Origin of the sequence: Oribacterium sp. HCP3S3_B9 (assembly GCF_052064255.1) — a bacterium.
Classification (GTDB): Bacteria; Bacillota; Clostridia; order Lachnospirales; family Lachnospiraceae; genus Oribacterium.
On record NZ_JBQHVY010000003.1, the window covers coordinates 17,263 to 32,259 of the forward strand.

Here is a 14,997-nt window from a genome sequence, read left to right on the forward strand (position 1 = left end):
TAATTATTTTGAATACAACTCGACGATAAGCATCTCGTTTACTGGAACGTCGATTTCCTCTCTGGAAGGAAGCTGCTTTACAGTCGCCTTGAGGTTCTCCTGGTCGCAATCGATCCATGCCGGAACCATACGGCCGTTGGTAACCTCGAGGATATCCTTAAATCTCTGAAGAGACTTCTTGGACTCCTTGACAGCAACTACATCGCCAGCGGATACAAGGTAGGAAGGAATGTTAACAACCTTGCCATTTACAGTGATGAGTCTGTGATCAACGATCTGACGTGCCTCACGACGAGTACGAGCAAGGCCCATACGGAAGATCACATTATCCAGACGAGACTCAAGAAGAACCATGAGGTTGGTACCGGTCTGTCCCTTCATCTGGTTAGCCTTTGCATAGTAGTTACGGAAAGGCTTCTCAAGTACGCCATAGATGAACTTCGCCTTCTGCTTCTCACGAAGCTGAAGACCATACTCAGACATCTTACGACGCTGGTTTCTGAGCTGTCTGTTTGACTTCTTATCAATTCCTAAGAATACAGGGTCAAGTCCGAGTGACCTGCATCTTTTAAGTACGGGAGTTTTGTCAACTGCCATAATTCTTTCTCCTTATAATATCAAGTAATTTACGTGATACGTCCTTTACACCCGTGGGCTTCGTCGGACAGATCTGCCGCTATTTTATACATACTGCGGCCTATGTCTGTGGTGAATCAACTCAAGATAATCCAGAAAAATCAGGATTATACTCTTCTGCGCTTTGGTGGACGGCATCCGTTGTGTGGAACCGGTGTTACATCCTTGATGGAAGTAACCTCGAGACCGTTGGCCTGGAGTGCACGAATAGCTGCCTCACGTCCTGATCCTGGTCCCTTAACACTTACATCCACATACTTTAAGCCGTGTACTAAAGCTGCCTTAACAGCAGTTTCAGCAGCCATCTGAGCTGCATATGGAGTAGATTTTCTTGAACCCTTGAAACCAAGACCACCAGCACTTGCCCATGAAAGAGCGTTTCCTTCAGCATCTGTCAGTGTAACGATAGTGTTGTTGAAAGATGCCTGAATATGTGCCTGTCCGCGTTCAACGTTTTTCTTTACGCGCTTCTTTGTAATTCTCTTACCTGACGCCATATTAAAACTAACCTACTTTCCTTTTTCTGTCTTCCTGTATTTAAAACATGAAGATCACAATAGTTACTTCTGATTCTACATCAGTGTGATCATTTCTGATCTGGACTTTCTCTTACCTTAAAGAAGAATACTCTCTAATAGATTACTTCTTCTTGTTAGCAACAGTCTTACGCGGTCCCTTACGTGTTCTGGCATTGGTCTTGGTCTTCTGACCTCTAACCGGAAGGCCTCTTCTGTGACGGATGCCACGGTAGCAGCCGATCTCCTGAAGTCTCTTGATGTCCAGAGCTGTTGATCTTCTGAGGTCACCTTCTACTACCTGGTGCTCAGCGATGTAGTTCGCAAGCTCCTTGACTTCATCGTCAGTGAGATCCTTAACACGTGTGTCAGGGTTAACGCCTGTTGCCGCGAGAATCTTATCAGCGCTGGACTGACCGATACCATAAATGTATGTCAGACCAATCTCGATACGCTTCTCTCTCGGTAAATCGACACCTGCAATACGAGCCATTTTTGTTTCCTCCTGTAAAAATTAACCTTGTCTCTGCTTGTGCTTAGGGTTTTCGCAGATAATTCTGATAGAGCCTTTCCGCTTGATGACTTTGCATTTCTCGCAGATAGGCTTTACTGATGATCTTACCTTCATAGTAATTCCCCTTTCTAATAACGAATTCGAACAAAGTTGCCGTATCATTCTAACAAAGCGCTCCACTATTGTAAAGCCCTTTTTAAAGGAATTGTAAGAATATCGACCGCTTTATTTGTCTCTCCAGATGATACGTCCCTTGGAAAGGTCGTACGGTGAAAGTTCGATGGTCACCTTGTCACCTGGAAGAATTCGAATGTAATTCATACGAAGCTTTCCGGAAATGTGTGCCAGTACCTGATGGCCATTCTCAAGCTCAACCTGGAACATGGCATTCGGAAGTTTTTCAATTACTTTGCCAGTAATCTCGATTACATCTGATTTAGACATTCAGTTCTCCTTCTTATTTATTTAATGTGATTAATAAACTCTTATCCTCACCCGGCATCGTCAGCAGCTCAGGCTCACCGTCGGTGATGAGAATCGTGTTTTCATAGTGGCAGGAAAGACTGCCGTCATCCGGAACGACATTCCAGCCGTTATCCCGTGTATGGCAGATCGGTGATCCTAATGTGATCATCGGCTCCACCGCCAGTGTCATACCAGCGCAGAGCTTCGGTCCTTTCCGATGCATATCATAGTTCGGAATTTCCGGATCCTGATGGATCTCCGCTCCGATACCATGTCCGCAATATTCTCTCAGGATGCCACAGCCCTGAGACTCTACATAATTACCGATGGCCGACGTAATATCGTTCAGATGATTACCGGCGACGGCCTGCTTCATACCTTCGAAGAAGCTCTGCTGGCAGACTCTGATCACCCGCTTCGCATCCTCGGAAATCTCACCCACCGCCCAGGTTCTGGTCGCATCTGCATTATAGCCATGATAGCTGGTGCAGGTGTCGATGGAGACGATATCACCATCCTTCAGAATCACATGACGATCAGGGATACCATGGATGACTTCTTCGTTGACAGAGATGCAACAGGTTCCCGGGAAGTCATATAAACCCTTCATGCTTGGGAAGCCACCGAGCTTCCGCATGATGCCCTCGGCCAGTTCATCCAGTTCCTTCGTGCTGATACCAGGGGCGATCTTCTCTCCGAGACGATTGTGCATCTCGAAGAGAATCTTGCCTGCCTCACGCATCAGTTCGATTTCACGTTTTGATTTGATTTCGATCATGAGTACTTCTTTCTGAATACGCTTAATGTTTTACAGCAGAGGCTGTTCTGTCACTCACCTTCCGAAGAATCAGTTCTCGGAAAGGATCGCTACGACATCCTCAAATACCTTCGGAAGCTCCTGTGTTCCATCAACTTCACGAAGCACGCCGGCGGTCTTGTAGTACGCGATGAGCGGCTCTGTCTGCTGATGGTAAACATTGAGACGATCCTTTACGGTCTCCGGCTTATCATCCGAACGAATGATGAGCTCGGTACCGCACTTATCACAGATGTTTTCTGTCTTCGGTGCTGCGTATACGATATGGTAGGTTGCACCACACTTCGGGCAGGCACGTCTGCCGGACATACGCTTGATGATGGCTTCATCCGGAACATCGATGTTCAGTGCGAAGTCGATCCGATCGCCCTGGCTCTTCAGTGCCTCTGTCAGGCTTTCCGCCTGCGGAATCGTACGTGGGAAACCATCGAGAACATAACCGTTCTTACAGTCATCCTGTGCGATACGATCCAGCAACATTCCGATCGTTACCTCATCCGGAACCAGCTCGCCCTTATCGATGTAGGACTTTGCCTTCTGTCCGAGCTCTGTACCACCCTTGATGTTCGCACGGAAGATATCACCCGTCGAAATGTGTGGAATATCATACTTATCAGCAATCTTGATCGCCTGTGTACCCTTACCGGCACCAGGCGCACCTAACATAACAATCTTCATTTGCGTTCTCCCGATAGTACTATAGTAATAAACACTGATAGCCTCCCCAGATCGTATGTCTGAGGAGGCTTGGTGTTGACGATTAATCGTTCAGGAATCCCTGGTAGTTTCTTACAACCATCTGAGACTCAATTGCCTTCACGGTCTCAAGCACGACACCGACGATAATGATCAGAGACGTACCGGCGAAGGAGATACGACCAACATTGAACACTCCGGAGATAAAGATCGGAATGATCGCGACGATGGCCAGTCCTGTCGCACCGATGAAAATAATATATGTAAGAATATTATCAAGGTAATCGCTGGTTGGCTTACCCGGACGGATACCCGGGATAAAACCGCCCTGTTTCTTCATGTTATTTGCAATCTCTAACGGATTAAAGGAAATCGATGTATAGAAATATGCAAAGAAGTAAAGCAGCAGAATGTAGATCACCAGTCCGATCGAGTAGATCGGTCTGTCCGGATTGCACCAGGAGCCTGAGTTCAGTGCCATAAGGATCTGACCAGGAATCGTGCTGTAATCCACCTTGATGATCTGACCGACCACAACCGGCATGGTCATCAGTGAGCTGGCGAAGATAACCGGCATAACACTTGCTGTATTGACCTTCAGAGGGATGTTGGAGGACTGTCCGCCCACCAGGCCTCTGCCCTGCACACGCCGGCTGTACTGAACCGGGATGGTTCTCTGCGCGTCGTTGAGGATGATCGTAAATACAACTAGTCCGATAATTGCTGCAACGATGATGATCGCTGCGACAACCATCGTTGCCACATTCTTTCCGCTTATGAATCTGATGTACAGCGTCTGGAAATCGCTCGGAACAGAAGACAGAATATTGAAGAGGAGGACGAGGGAGATACCATTGCCCACACCCTTATCTGTGATCTGCTCACCGATCCACATCAGAAGTGCCGAGCCCGCCGTCATCGCTATAACAGCGATCGCGATATCAGCGATCTTTCTTCCTGTGCTCGCCTCGGCGAAACCGATCAGAAGTCCCTGACCGCCAAATCCGATAGCCATCGCAAGTGACTCGATAAGAGCCAGACCGATCGTTACGTATCTGGTGTACTCAGTGAGCTTCTTTCTTCCCTCTTCACCATCCTTCTGCATCTCCTCGAGGGCCGGAATGGCCACGGTGAGCAGCTGGATGATGATGGATGAAGTGATGTACGGTGTGATGGACAGTGCGAAGATCGACAGCTGCTCGAAGGAGCCACCGGTCATCGTATTGAACCAACCGAATGCATCATTATTGGACATGCTGTTAAACAGCTCGCTAAAGTACTGCGCGTTCACACCCGGGATAGGAAGATTCGATCCAAACCTAATTACTACGAGCATCAGGAAAACGAACAGAAGCTTTTTCCTCAGTTCTTTTACCTTAAATGCATTAAGTAGTGATTTGAACATTATCAGATTACCTCACAGGTGCCGCCTAAAGCTTCGATCTTCTCCTTAGCAGATGCTGAGAAAGCATTCACCTTTACATTGAGCTTCTTTGTAAGCTCGCCGTTACCAAGAATCTTAACGCCATCGTTAACCTTCTTGATGATGCCCTTCTCGAGAAGAGCCTCGATGGTTACTTCCTCACCCTCGTTGAAACGAGTGTCAAGAGTAGAAAGGTTGATACCTGTGATAACCTTAGAATTACGATCAGTGAATCCTCTCTTCGGGATACGTCTGAACAGAGGCATCTGACCACCCTCAAATCCTGGTCTTGGTGCTCCAGATCTTGCCTTCTGGCCCTTTGCACCCTTACCTGCGGTCTTGCCGTTTCCTGAACCATGGCCACGGCCACGTCTGAAGTTCTTTGACTGCTTTGCGCCGTCAGCCGGCTTTAAATTAGCTAACTCCATTGTATGCCTCCTTAGATTTCTTCAACTTTTACAAGATGGTTAACTCTCTGAATCATACCTCTTGTAGCACCGTTGTCCGGAAGCTCTACACTCTGACGGATCTTACGGAGACCAAGAGCCTGAACAGTAGCTCTCTGCTTAGGGATAGCTGCGATTGGAGACTTAACAAGTGTAATCTTTAACTTCTTATCTGCCATTTTGATACCCCCTATTAACCTGTGATCTCAGCTACAGTCTTGCCGCGGAGTGCAGCAAACTCCTCAGGAGTCTTCATGGAAGTGAGGCCCTGAAGGGTAGCGAGTACAACGTTTGTCTTATTGTTCGAGCCCAGAGACTTGGTACGAATGTTCTTGATACCAGCAAGCTCAAGTACAGAACGAGCAGGACCACCAGCGATGATACCAGTTCCTTCCGGTGCCTTCTTCAGAAGAACAGTAGAGCTTCCGAACTTACCAACATAATCGTGCGGTACGGACTTCTCCTCGGTTACAGGGATTGTAACGATAGCCTTTACAGCAGCCTCACGAGCCTTACGGATCGCCTCTGGAACCTCGACTGCCTTACCGATACCACAACCTACATGACCATTGCCGTCACCAACTACTACGAGAGCAGAGAATCTCATGGTACGACCACCCTTAACGGTCTTCGCAACACGCTTGATGGCTACGACGTTGTCGTTTAATTCTAACTGATTTGCATCAATTCTTTCACGCTTCATCTTGCTTGTTTCTCCTCTCGATTAGAATTCAAGGCCAGCTTCTCTTGCAGCATCTGCGAGAGCCTGAACCTTACCATGATACAGGAAGCCGCCACGGTCAAATACAACCTGCTTGATTCCCTTAGCCAGAGCCTTCTCCGCGATGGCCTTACCAACGTACTGAGCAGCCTCAATATTGCTTGTGTTCTCTAAGTTTGCATCCTTATCAAGAGTAGAAGCAGCGCAAAGAGTGTTGCCTGCTACATCATCGATAATCTGTGCATACATATGCTTGTCAGATCTGAATACGGAAAGACGTGGTCTCTCTGGAGTACCAGAAAAACGGTTTCTAAGTCTCTCGTGCTTCTTCTGGCGAAGTTCAGCTTTATTTCTCTTACTTACCATTTCACTTTCCTCCTAATTATTTCTTACCTGTCTTACCAACCTTACGTCTGATGATCTCATCAGCATACTTGATACCCTTGCCCTTATATGGCTCCGGTCCTCTCTTGCTGCGGATCTCAGCTGCGTACTGACCAACTGCTTCCTTGTCAATGCCGCGAACGAAGATGGTATTTGTGCCATCAAGTACAGTCTCAACACCCTCCGGATCTTCCATGGTAACCGGGTGAGAATAGCCGAGTGTAAGGGTCAGTGTCTTGCCCTGCTTCGCTGCTCTGTAACCTACACCGTTGATCTCAAGCTTCTTCTCGAAGCCGTTGGTTACACCATCAACCATGTTGTGGATGAGCGCTCTGGTAAGTCCGTGAAGGGACTTCTCCTTCTTATTATCGTTTGGTCTGGTAACAACGATCTCGCCGTCCTTCTGCTCGATGCCGATTTCTGGAGCGAACTGCTTCTCAAGAGTACCCTTCGGTCCCTTTACAGAAAGAACGTTGTTGTCCTTCATCTCAACAGTAACGCCTGCTGGGATTACTACCGGTAATTTTCCGATACGTGACATACTAATGTCTCCTCTCTTAAATTCTCTGCCTTTTCAGACAGTTTTCAGATTACTAGTTACTATTTGTAAGCCTGTTCAGACTGTTCAGAATATAGTTTAGTGGGTTAATTAAACTAAATTACCAAACAAATGCCAGAACTTCGCCGCCTACGCCCTTTGCTCTTGCTTCACGATCAGTCATAACGCCCTGATTGGTGGAAACAATGGCGATACCAAGACCGCCCAGTACGGAAGGCATGTTCTCCTTGCCAGCGTATACTCTCAGACCCGGCTTGGAAATCTTACGGATGCCGCCGATGATCTTATCGTTCTTCGTAGCGCCATACTTAAGAGTAACCTTGATGTCCTTGAACTTGCCGTTGTCAACGAGCTCATACTTTGCGATGTAGCCCTCATTTACCAGGATGTCAGCGATAGCAAGCTTCATCTTGGAGGATGGGATAGTTACTGTGTCGTGCTTTGCAGTGTTTGCATTACGGATTCTTGTAAGCATATCTGCGATTGGATCACTCATACTCATGTTTACGGATATCCTTTCTTAAAAAAATATAGTTTGTTATATGTCCGTATAATTTCGGACAAAGCAAATGCCGCGTCAACAGGGTGATCTCACCTGACCAGTCCATAGGATACGGGATCCGATGCTTAGTCAAATGGCACAGCATATGCTGTGCGGCCTGCGGCGCAACATTTACATTATAACCATTTTTCTCCGAGTTGCAACCCGGTCCGGCGTATCTTTTTGAAGTAAATTATGTACTTCTTTAAATACAATCCAGAAATTATCGCCCTTGACAACACAATCCCGAAGGATCACATTGCCGCAGGCTCAAATGGTGAAAGGTCCTGATTACCAGGAAGCCTTCTTAACACCAGGGATCTCGCCCTTGTATGCAAGCTCACGGAAGCATACACGGCAGATACCGTACTTCTTAAGAACAGAGTGAGGTCTTCCGCAGATCTTGCATCTGGTATATGCTCTGGTGGAGAACTTCGGAGCCTTCTGCTGCTTTAACTTCATTGATAACTTAGCCATATTTTCCTCCGATTACTTTGCGAACGGCATGTTGAACAGTCTAAGAAGCTCTCTTGCCTCTTCGTCCGTCTTTGCAGTCGTAACGAAGATGATATCCATACCTCTTACCTTATCAACCTTATCAAACTCGATCTCAGGGAAAATGATCTGCTCCTTGAGGCCAAGTGCATAGTTACCTCTGCCATCAAATGCGTTCGGGTTAACGCCTCTGAAGTCTCTTACGCGCGGAAGTGCGAGGTTGATCAGACGATCAGCGAACTCGTACATTCTCTCGCCACGAAGAGTAACCTTACATCCGATAGCCTGTCCCTCTCTGATCTTGAAGTTTGCAACAGACTTCTTCGCCTTGGTGGTTACAGCATGCTGACCAGTGATGATCTCGAGATCACGCACTGCACTGTCGAGAACCTTGGAATTTTCCTTAGCTTCTCCAACGCCCATGTTGATAACGATCTTATCAAGCCTAGGAATCTCGTTAACGTTCTTGTAACCGAACTTCTTCGTCATAGCTTCCTTGATCTCGCTATTGTAAAGATCCTTTAATCTAGCCATCTTAAAATTCCTCCTTTCTCTTACTCAACGACCTTACCGGTCTTCTTCGCAACTCTTACCTTCTTGCCGTCCTTAACCTCGAAGCCTACGCGAGTAGCCTGTCCGTCAACAACGAGCATCACGTTGGAAGCGTCGATCGGAGCCTCCTTGTGAAGGATGCCACCCTGCGGGTTAACCTGAGATGGCTTCTGGTGCTTGGTTACCATATTGCAGCCTTCAACGACTACCTTATTGGTTGCCGGGTCAAAGGAAAGGACCTTGCCCTGCTTACCATTGTCCTTACCGGCAATGATCTTTACCATATCGTCTTTCTTAATTCTACGCATCTGGCAACCTCCTTACAGTACTTCCGGAGCGAGGGAAACGATCTTCATGTAACCATGATCACGAAGCTCTCTTGCTACCGGTCCAAAAATACGTGTTCCCTTAGGTGTTCCATCGTCCTTAAGGATAACAGCTGCATTCTCGTCGAACTTGATGTAGCTGCCGTCCTTACGACGGATATCATCAACGGTTCTTACTACAACAGCCTTGACAACGTCACCCTTCTTTACCTGACCGCCTGGGATGGCATCCTTCACGGATGCGATGATTACATCTCCGACAGCAGCATATCTTCTGGTTGAGCCACCCATAACGCGGATGCAAAGAAGCTCTCTTGCACCTGTGTTATCAGCAACTCTAAGTCTTGTTTCCTGCTGAATCATATAATGCTCCTTCCTTGCCTCTTAATTACTTAGCCTTCTCAACGATCTCAACAAGTCTCCATCTCTTTGTCTTAGAAAGAGGTCTTGTAGCCATCACCTTAACAGTGTCGCCTACGCCAGCTTCGTTGTTCTCGTCGTGAGCGTATACCTTAACGGTTCTCTTTACGATCTTACCGATGACAGGATGCTTAACGTGATCCTCGATAGCGATAACGATGGTCTTGTCCATCTTTGCACTAACGACCTTACCGGTACGTGTTTTTCTCAGATTTCTCTCCATTGTTGTGCTCTCCTTTCTCACGCTTTTGCTTTCTCTGTGATAACTGTCTGAATACGCGCGATGTTCTTGCGAACCTCGGTGATTCTTGCTGTATTATCGAGCTGGTTGGTAGCGTTCTGGAATCTCAGATTAAAGAGCTCCTTCTTTGCAGAAACAAGCTCAGCATTGAGCTGCTCTGTTGTCTTCGCCTGTAACTCTTCTACGTAAGTTTTCTTCTTCATTAGTTATCACCGCCTTCCAGATCGGCCTTCGTAACGATCTTGCAGTTGCAAGGAAGCTTGTGACTAGCAAGTCTAAGTGCCTCTCTTGCCGTCTCCTCAGGTACGCCGGAAATCTCAAACATTACTCTACCTGGCTTAACTACAGCTACCCAGTACTCTACAGCGCCCTTTCCGGAACCCATTCTGACGCCGAGTGGCTTAGCTGTGATCGGCTTGTCAGGGAAGATCTTGATCCATACCTGACCGCCACGCTTGATGTATCTTGTAAGGGCAACTCTGGCTGCCTCGATCTGATTGGATCTGATCCAGCAAGGCTCAGTTGCGACAAGACCGAACTCACCATAAGTAACCTTATTACCTCTCGTAGCCTTACCCTTCATGTTTCCACGAATCTGCTTACGATACTTCGTTCTCTTTGGCATTAACATAATTACTTATCGCTCCCTTCCTTGGTATTCTTGGTAGGAAGAACCTCTCCCTTGTAGATCCATACCTTCACACCGAGTCTGCCGTATGTGGTAGCAGCCTCAGCGAAGCCATAGTCGATGTCAGCTCTGAGTGTCTGAAGAGGAATGGTTCCCTCGGAATAGAACTCACGTCTTGCGATATCAGCACCGCCGAGACGACCACTTACAGAAGCCTTGATACCAAGTACGCCGGACTTCATGGTTCTCTGCATTGCCTGCTTCATCGCTCTTCTGAACGATACACGGTTCTCAAGGGACTGCGCGATGTTCTCAGCTACGAGCTGTGCATCGCGATCCGGTCTCTTGATCTCCTTGATATCGATGTTGACATTCTTGGAGGTAAGCTTCTGAACTTCCTTTCTTACCTTCTCGATCTCAGCGCCGCCCTTACCGATAACGAAACCTGGCTTAGCAGTGTAGATCACTACGCGAACCTTATCGTTTGCAGCTCTCTCGATCTCGATCTTCGCAATTCCTGCAGAGTAAAGTCTCTTCTTCAGGAACTTACGGATGTTGTAGTCTTCAACAAGTGCATCTGAAAAAGTATTCTTGTCAGCATACCACTTGGAATCCCAATCTTTAATAACGCCGACTCTCATGCCGTGCGGATTGACTTTCTGACCCATTTATATGCCTCCTTCTTACTTTCTCTCGTCTAAAACTACAGTAATGTGTGAGTTTCTCTTCAAAATTCTGTAAGCTCTGCCCTGTGCTCTCGGATGAATTCTCTTCATCGTAGGAGCTGCACCAGCATAGCACTCAGCAACATAAAGATTATCTCTATTCATGTTGTTGTTGTTCTCTGCATTAGCAGCAGCAGACTCAAGAAGCTTCTTAACTAAAGTAGAAGCGTATCTAGGATTGTATGTTACGATACCGAGTGCCTCGTCGAGGTTCTTGCCTCTGATGGCGTCAAGAACGAAGCATGCCTTCTGTACGGATACTCTTGCATATGAAAGAGTAGCTGAAGGTCTCTTTACAGTATTCGCATTTCTCTCTCTCTTAATCTGAGATCTATGACCCTTTGACATTTTAGAAATGTCCTCCTTTCAAATATGCGTGAGTTATGCTCTCTTCTCGTTGCCAGTGTGGCCGTGGAAGGTTCTGGTTACAACGAACTCTCCGAGCTTGTGTCCAACCATGTCCTCTGTAACATATACAGGAACGTGCTTTCTACCGTCATGAACTGCGATGGTGTGACCAACAAATGACGGGAAGATGGTGGAACGACGAGACCAGGTCTTGATAACGGCCTTGTTTCCGGAAGCATTCATATTATCGACAGCCTTCTTCAGCGAAGCGTCAATAAATGGTCCTTTTTTAACTGAACGTGCCATATTATTCTCTCCTCCTCAATTACTTGATGGCTCTACCATCACGTCTTCTGATGATAAGCTTGTTGGAAGCCTTCTTCTTATTACGTGTCTTAAGACCAAGTGCTGGCTTGCCCCATGGAGTGCAAGGACCAGGTCTTCCGACAGGTGCCTTACCTTCTCCACCACCGTGCGGGTGATCGTTAGGGTTCATGACAGAACCACGAACAGTAGGTCTCCAACCCATGTGTCTCTTTCTACCAGCCTTACCAAGGTTGATGAGGTTGTGGTCACCGTTACCTACAACACCGATGGTTGCACGGCACTCTACAGGAACCATTCTCATCTCGCCGGACGGAAGACGAAGAGTTGCATACTTGCCTTCCTTCGCCATCAGCTGAGCAGCGTTACCAGCAGAACGTACCATACGTGCGCCCTTGCCAGGGATAAGCTCGATTGCGTGAACGTTTGTACCTACAGGAATCTTGGAAAGCGGTAAGCAGTTACCAACTCTTGCCTCAGCCTCAGGTCCGTTCATAACCTTCATACCGTCGGTCAGACCGTTCGGTGCGAGGATGTATGCCTTCTCACCATCAGCATAAGCGATGAGTGCGATGTTGGCTGTTCTGTTCGGATCATACTCGATTCCGATAACAGTTGCAGGGATACCATCCTTGCTGTTTCTCTTGAAATCGATGATTCTGTACTTCTGTCTGTTTCCACCACCCTGGTGACGAACAGTGATCTTACCCTGATTGTTTCTACCAGCGTTCTCCTTTACTGTAGAAAGAAGAGATCTCTCCGGAGTCTTCTTCGTAATCTCAGAAAAGTCAGAACCGGTCATGTTTCTTCTCGAAGGTGTATAAGGTCTATATGTCTTAATACCCATGACTTATTTTCTCCTTTTTACTAGTCACGTATAATAGAGAATTTTTCACGTGACGTACTATGCTATCTGTAAATTAAAGGCCCTTGAAAATCTCGATTTCCTTGGAATCCTCAGTTAAAGTAACGATAGCCTTCTTCGTTGCAGCTGTCTTGCCGAGCTTGAGACCTCTTCTCTTGGCCTTGCCGTCAGCGTTCATCGTATTTACAGCCTTTACCTTTGTACCCTCGAACATCTTCTCAACGGCCTCACGAACCTGAGCCTTGGTTGCGTCCGGATTTACAAGGAATGTATACTTCTTGGATGCCATCTCGCCCATGGACTTCTCAGTGATAACCGGGCGGAGAATAACGTCGTAATACTTAATGTCTGCCATTATGCGTATACCTCCTGGATCTTCTCTACAGCTGCCTTCGTAGCAACTACAGTCTGGTACTTAAGAACGTCGTATACATTGAGCTCGTTCACACCGGCTGTCTTGATGTCAGCGATGTTTCTAGCAGAAAGAACGGTGTTCTTATCGTTCGAATCAAGAAGAACGAATGCCTTCTCAACCTTGAGTGCATCCAGCATAGCCTGGAAGTTCTTGGTCTTGATCTCGTCGAACTTGATCTCATCAACAACGATGAGCTTGTTCTCCTGAACAGCGTTGGTGAGTGCAGACTTAAGAGCTGCTCTCTTCTCCTTCTTGTTCATGGTTGTTGTATAGTCACGTGGTACCGGTGCGAATACAACTCCGCCGCCCTTCCACTGCGGTGCTCTGATGGAGCCCTGTCTTGCATGACCTGTGCCCTTCTGTCTCCAAGGCTTTCTTCCGCCTCCGGAAACCTCTGCACGAGTTAATGCCTTCTGTGTGCCCTGACGCTTGTTTGCAAGCTGAGCAACAACTGCGAGGTGAAGGAGATGCTCATTGATCTCAACGCCGAATACGGCATCGTTAAGATCCATCTTTCCAACTTCCTTGCCCTGCATATCAAATACTGATACGTTAGCCATTTATGTGTTCCTCCTTTCGTACGTTTCAGGCCTTCACTGCTTCTCTGACAGTTACAAGAGCCTTCTTAGGTCCCGGTACAGCTCCCTTTACAAGAAGCAGGTTGTTCTCAGCATCTACCTTAACGATGGTAAGATTCTGAGTTGTAACCTTTACAGCACCCATGTGTCCTGGCATTCTCTTGCCCGGAAGTACACGTGAAGGTGTTGCGGAAGTACCATTGGATCCTGCGTGACGGTGGAACTTGGAGCCGTGGCCCATCGGTCCTCTGGACTGGCCATACTTTCTGATAGCGGACTCGAATCCCTTACCCTTGGAAATAGCGGTAACGTCGATCTTGTCGCCCTCAGCGAAGATGTCAGCCTTGATCTCGTCCTTAACGTTGTAGTTCTCAGCGTCCTCAAGTCTGAACTCCTTCACAAATCTCTTGCAAGGAACACCAGCCTTGTCGAACTGACCCTTCATAGGCTTGTTTACGAGATTCTCTCTCTTATCCTGGAAGCCTACCTGGATCGCTGCGTAACCGTCGTTCTCAACAGTCTTAACCTGTGTAACAACACAAGGACCAGCCTGAAGTACAGTTACTGGAATTAACACGCCATCTTCGTTCCAGATCTGTGTCATTCCTACTTTTGTTGCTAAAATAGCTTTCTTCATGTGTTCTCCTTTCTACAGCGGAGCCCGATTTCTCAGACTCATACTAGAATCATTACTTGTTCTTCATCTTGATATCGACATAAACGCCAGCCGGCATCTCCAGTCTCTGAAGAGCATCCATGGTCTTCTGGTTCGGACTGATAACGTCGATAAGTCTCTTGTGTGTTCTCTGCTCGAACTGCTCACGAGAGTCCTTGTACTTGTGTGTAGCACGAAGGATGGTTACGATCTCCTTCTTTGTCGGAAGTGGAACCGGACCGGATACCTGTGAACCCGTCTTCTTGCAGTTCTCCACAATCTTTGCGGCTGACTCGTCTACAAGGACGTGATCGTAAGCCTTAAGTGTGATTCTCATTACTTGACTTGCCATAAAAAAAGTCGCCTCCTATCGGTGATTTGACGATAAGTCGGTGACTGTACATTAACGCGCACACCTGTCCCATGTGAGATAAAGGATCGATCTGCGCAAATCCATCTGCTGTTTGATGGATTAAATTGTAGTACAGTGACCTGCCGTCAGTTTCTAAACTAGACATTCGCTCCCTGAAGTTCTCTTACATGACTTATACTTGGTTGCCGTCTCAACTCTCAGGCGGAGCCCGGAGGCTCACTGGATCCAAAGGATACTGTTGTACGGATCTTGGCTTTCGTCCATGCAAGCAATCTTCATTTCAACGCTATCATGTCACAGCGTGTACAAAGATAACACACATGCTTTTTTATTGC

General features: G+C 47.2%; 29 protein-coding genes. All 29 read right to left on the minus strand.

Features of this window, described 5'->3' with window-relative positions:
- Positions 1 to 3 precede the first annotated feature (3 nt).
- Positions 4 to 597, minus strand: a complete 594-nt coding sequence (gene rpsD / locus ACTNC3_RS02785; RefSeq protein ID WP_410042654.1) for a 30S ribosomal protein S4 — start codon at positions 595 to 597, stop codon at positions 4 to 6.
- A gap of 146 nt (positions 598 to 743) precedes the next feature.
- Positions 744 to 1,133, minus strand: a complete 390-nt coding sequence (gene rpsK / locus ACTNC3_RS02790) for a 30S ribosomal protein S11 (RefSeq protein WP_036607960.1) — start codon at positions 1,131 to 1,133, stop codon at positions 744 to 746.
- 142 nt (positions 1,134 to 1,275) lie between these two features.
- Positions 1,276 to 1,644, minus strand: coding sequence for a 30S ribosomal protein S13 (rpsM, locus tag ACTNC3_RS02795; protein ID WP_410042655.1), 369 nt, complete (start codon positions 1,642 to 1,644; stop codon positions 1,276 to 1,278).
- Between the two features lie 21 nt (positions 1,645 to 1,665).
- On the minus strand, positions 1,666 to 1,779 hold the full coding sequence (rpmJ, locus tag ACTNC3_RS02800; protein ID WP_003022746.1) for a 50S ribosomal protein L36: 114 nt from the start codon (positions 1,777 to 1,779) through the stop codon (positions 1,666 to 1,668).
- Between the two features lie 111 nt (positions 1,780 to 1,890).
- Complete coding sequence (gene infA, locus ACTNC3_RS02805) at positions 1,891 to 2,109, minus strand: translation initiation factor IF-1 (protein WP_007157657.1); 219 nt, start codon at positions 2,107 to 2,109, stop codon at positions 1,891 to 1,893.
- 13 nt (positions 2,110 to 2,122) lie between these two features.
- Positions 2,123 to 2,908 carry a type I methionyl aminopeptidase gene (map, locus tag ACTNC3_RS02810; protein ID WP_410042656.1) on the minus strand — a complete coding sequence of 262 codons (786 nt, stop codon included), beginning with the start codon at positions 2,906 to 2,908 and terminating at the stop codon, positions 2,123 to 2,125.
- 69 nt (positions 2,909 to 2,977) lie between these two features.
- On the minus strand, positions 2,978 to 3,625 hold the full coding sequence (locus ACTNC3_RS02815; RefSeq protein WP_410042657.1) for an adenylate kinase: 648 nt from the start codon (positions 3,623 to 3,625) through the stop codon (positions 2,978 to 2,980).
- Positions 3,626 to 3,707: 82 nt separating this feature from the next.
- Positions 3,708 to 5,048 (minus strand): preprotein translocase subunit SecY, encoded by a 1,341-nt coding sequence (gene secY / locus ACTNC3_RS02820; protein WP_410042658.1) that lies wholly within the window; start codon positions 5,046 to 5,048, stop codon positions 3,708 to 3,710.
- Between the two features lie 2 nt (positions 5,049 to 5,050).
- Positions 5,051 to 5,494: a 50S ribosomal protein L15 gene (rplO, locus tag ACTNC3_RS02825; RefSeq protein ID WP_441226392.1), complete on the minus strand. Its 444-nt coding sequence runs from the start codon at positions 5,492 to 5,494 to the stop codon at positions 5,051 to 5,053.
- An 11-nt stretch (positions 5,495 to 5,505) separates the two neighbouring features.
- Positions 5,506 to 5,691, minus strand: a complete 186-nt coding sequence (gene rpmD, locus ACTNC3_RS02830; protein ID WP_410042660.1) for a 50S ribosomal protein L30 — start codon at positions 5,689 to 5,691, stop codon at positions 5,506 to 5,508.
- A gap of 14 nt (positions 5,692 to 5,705) precedes the next feature.
- The gene (gene rpsE, locus ACTNC3_RS02835) at positions 5,706 to 6,215 is read right to left on the minus strand and encodes a 30S ribosomal protein S5 (protein WP_410042661.1); all 510 of its coding nucleotides are present in this window, start codon (positions 6,213 to 6,215) and stop codon (positions 5,706 to 5,708) included.
- Between the two features lie 21 nt (positions 6,216 to 6,236).
- Positions 6,237 to 6,599, minus strand: a complete 363-nt coding sequence (gene rplR, locus ACTNC3_RS02840; protein ID WP_410042662.1) for a 50S ribosomal protein L18 — start codon at positions 6,597 to 6,599, stop codon at positions 6,237 to 6,239.
- Positions 6,600 to 6,615: 16 nt separating this feature from the next.
- A complete protein-coding gene (rplF, locus tag ACTNC3_RS02845) occupies positions 6,616 to 7,158 on the minus strand; it encodes a 50S ribosomal protein L6 (protein WP_410042663.1) in 543 nt (180 codons plus the stop codon).
- A 118-nt stretch (positions 7,159 to 7,276) separates the two neighbouring features.
- Positions 7,277 to 7,678, minus strand: a complete 402-nt coding sequence (gene rpsH, locus ACTNC3_RS02850) for a 30S ribosomal protein S8 (protein ID WP_441226393.1) — start codon at positions 7,676 to 7,678, stop codon at positions 7,277 to 7,279.
- A 330-nt stretch (positions 7,679 to 8,008) separates the two neighbouring features.
- Positions 8,009 to 8,194 carry a type Z 30S ribosomal protein S14 gene (locus ACTNC3_RS02855; protein ID WP_410042665.1) on the minus strand — a complete coding sequence of 62 codons (186 nt, stop codon included), beginning with the start codon at positions 8,192 to 8,194 and terminating at the stop codon, positions 8,009 to 8,011.
- 12 nt (positions 8,195 to 8,206) lie between these two features.
- Positions 8,207 to 8,746, minus strand: a complete 540-nt coding sequence (rplE, locus tag ACTNC3_RS02860) for a 50S ribosomal protein L5 (protein ID WP_410042666.1) — start codon at positions 8,744 to 8,746, stop codon at positions 8,207 to 8,209.
- A gap of 20 nt (positions 8,747 to 8,766) precedes the next feature.
- Entirely contained in the window at positions 8,767 to 9,072 is a 306-nt protein-coding gene (gene rplX / locus ACTNC3_RS02865; protein ID WP_410042667.1) for a 50S ribosomal protein L24, read from the minus strand.
- Positions 9,073 to 9,084: 12 nt separating this feature from the next.
- Complete coding sequence (rplN, locus tag ACTNC3_RS02870; protein ID WP_410042668.1) at positions 9,085 to 9,453, minus strand: 50S ribosomal protein L14; 369 nt, start codon at positions 9,451 to 9,453, stop codon at positions 9,085 to 9,087.
- A gap of 25 nt (positions 9,454 to 9,478) precedes the next feature.
- Positions 9,479 to 9,733, minus strand: a complete 255-nt coding sequence (rpsQ, locus tag ACTNC3_RS02875; protein WP_410042669.1) for a 30S ribosomal protein S17 — start codon at positions 9,731 to 9,733, stop codon at positions 9,479 to 9,481.
- 17 nt (positions 9,734 to 9,750) lie between these two features.
- A complete protein-coding gene (rpmC, locus tag ACTNC3_RS02880; RefSeq protein WP_410042670.1) occupies positions 9,751 to 9,954 on the minus strand; it encodes a 50S ribosomal protein L29 in 204 nt (67 codons plus the stop codon).
- The gene (gene rplP / locus ACTNC3_RS02885) at positions 9,954 to 10,382 is read right to left on the minus strand and encodes a 50S ribosomal protein L16 (protein WP_410042671.1); all 429 of its coding nucleotides are present in this window, start codon (positions 10,380 to 10,382) and stop codon (positions 9,954 to 9,956) included. Before rplP ends, rpmC begins: the two co-directional genes overlap by 1 nt.
- Positions 10,383 to 10,384: 2 nt before the next feature.
- Positions 10,385 to 11,047 carry a 30S ribosomal protein S3 gene (rpsC, locus tag ACTNC3_RS02890; RefSeq protein WP_410042672.1) on the minus strand — a complete coding sequence of 221 codons (663 nt, stop codon included), beginning with the start codon at positions 11,045 to 11,047 and terminating at the stop codon, positions 10,385 to 10,387.
- A 15-nt stretch (positions 11,048 to 11,062) separates the two neighbouring features.
- A complete protein-coding gene (gene rplV, locus ACTNC3_RS02895) occupies positions 11,063 to 11,452 on the minus strand; it encodes a 50S ribosomal protein L22 (RefSeq protein ID WP_410042673.1) in 390 nt (129 codons plus the stop codon).
- A gap of 33 nt (positions 11,453 to 11,485) precedes the next feature.
- Entirely contained in the window at positions 11,486 to 11,758 is a 273-nt protein-coding gene (gene rpsS / locus ACTNC3_RS02900; RefSeq protein WP_410042674.1) for a 30S ribosomal protein S19, read from the minus strand.
- Positions 11,759 to 11,777: 19 nt separating this feature from the next.
- Positions 11,778 to 12,623, minus strand: coding sequence for a 50S ribosomal protein L2 (rplB, locus tag ACTNC3_RS02905; protein WP_410042675.1), 846 nt, complete (start codon positions 12,621 to 12,623; stop codon positions 11,778 to 11,780).
- Between the two features lie 73 nt (positions 12,624 to 12,696).
- A complete protein-coding gene (gene rplW, locus ACTNC3_RS02910) occupies positions 12,697 to 12,996 on the minus strand; it encodes a 50S ribosomal protein L23 (protein WP_410042676.1) in 300 nt (99 codons plus the stop codon).
- Positions 12,996 to 13,616 (minus strand): 50S ribosomal protein L4, encoded by a 621-nt coding sequence (rplD, locus tag ACTNC3_RS02915; protein WP_410042677.1) that lies wholly within the window; start codon positions 13,614 to 13,616, stop codon positions 12,996 to 12,998. The genes rplW and rplD overlap by 1 nt, the downstream gene beginning before the upstream one ends.
- Before the next feature lie 25 nt (positions 13,617 to 13,641).
- Positions 13,642 to 14,271 carry a 50S ribosomal protein L3 gene (gene rplC, locus ACTNC3_RS02920; protein ID WP_441226394.1) on the minus strand — a complete coding sequence of 210 codons (630 nt, stop codon included), beginning with the start codon at positions 14,269 to 14,271 and terminating at the stop codon, positions 13,642 to 13,644.
- Between the two features lie 52 nt (positions 14,272 to 14,323).
- Positions 14,324 to 14,641, minus strand: coding sequence for a 30S ribosomal protein S10 (gene rpsJ / locus ACTNC3_RS02925; protein ID WP_441226395.1), 318 nt, complete (start codon positions 14,639 to 14,641; stop codon positions 14,324 to 14,326).
- Between the last annotated feature and the right edge of the window lie 356 nt (positions 14,642 to 14,997).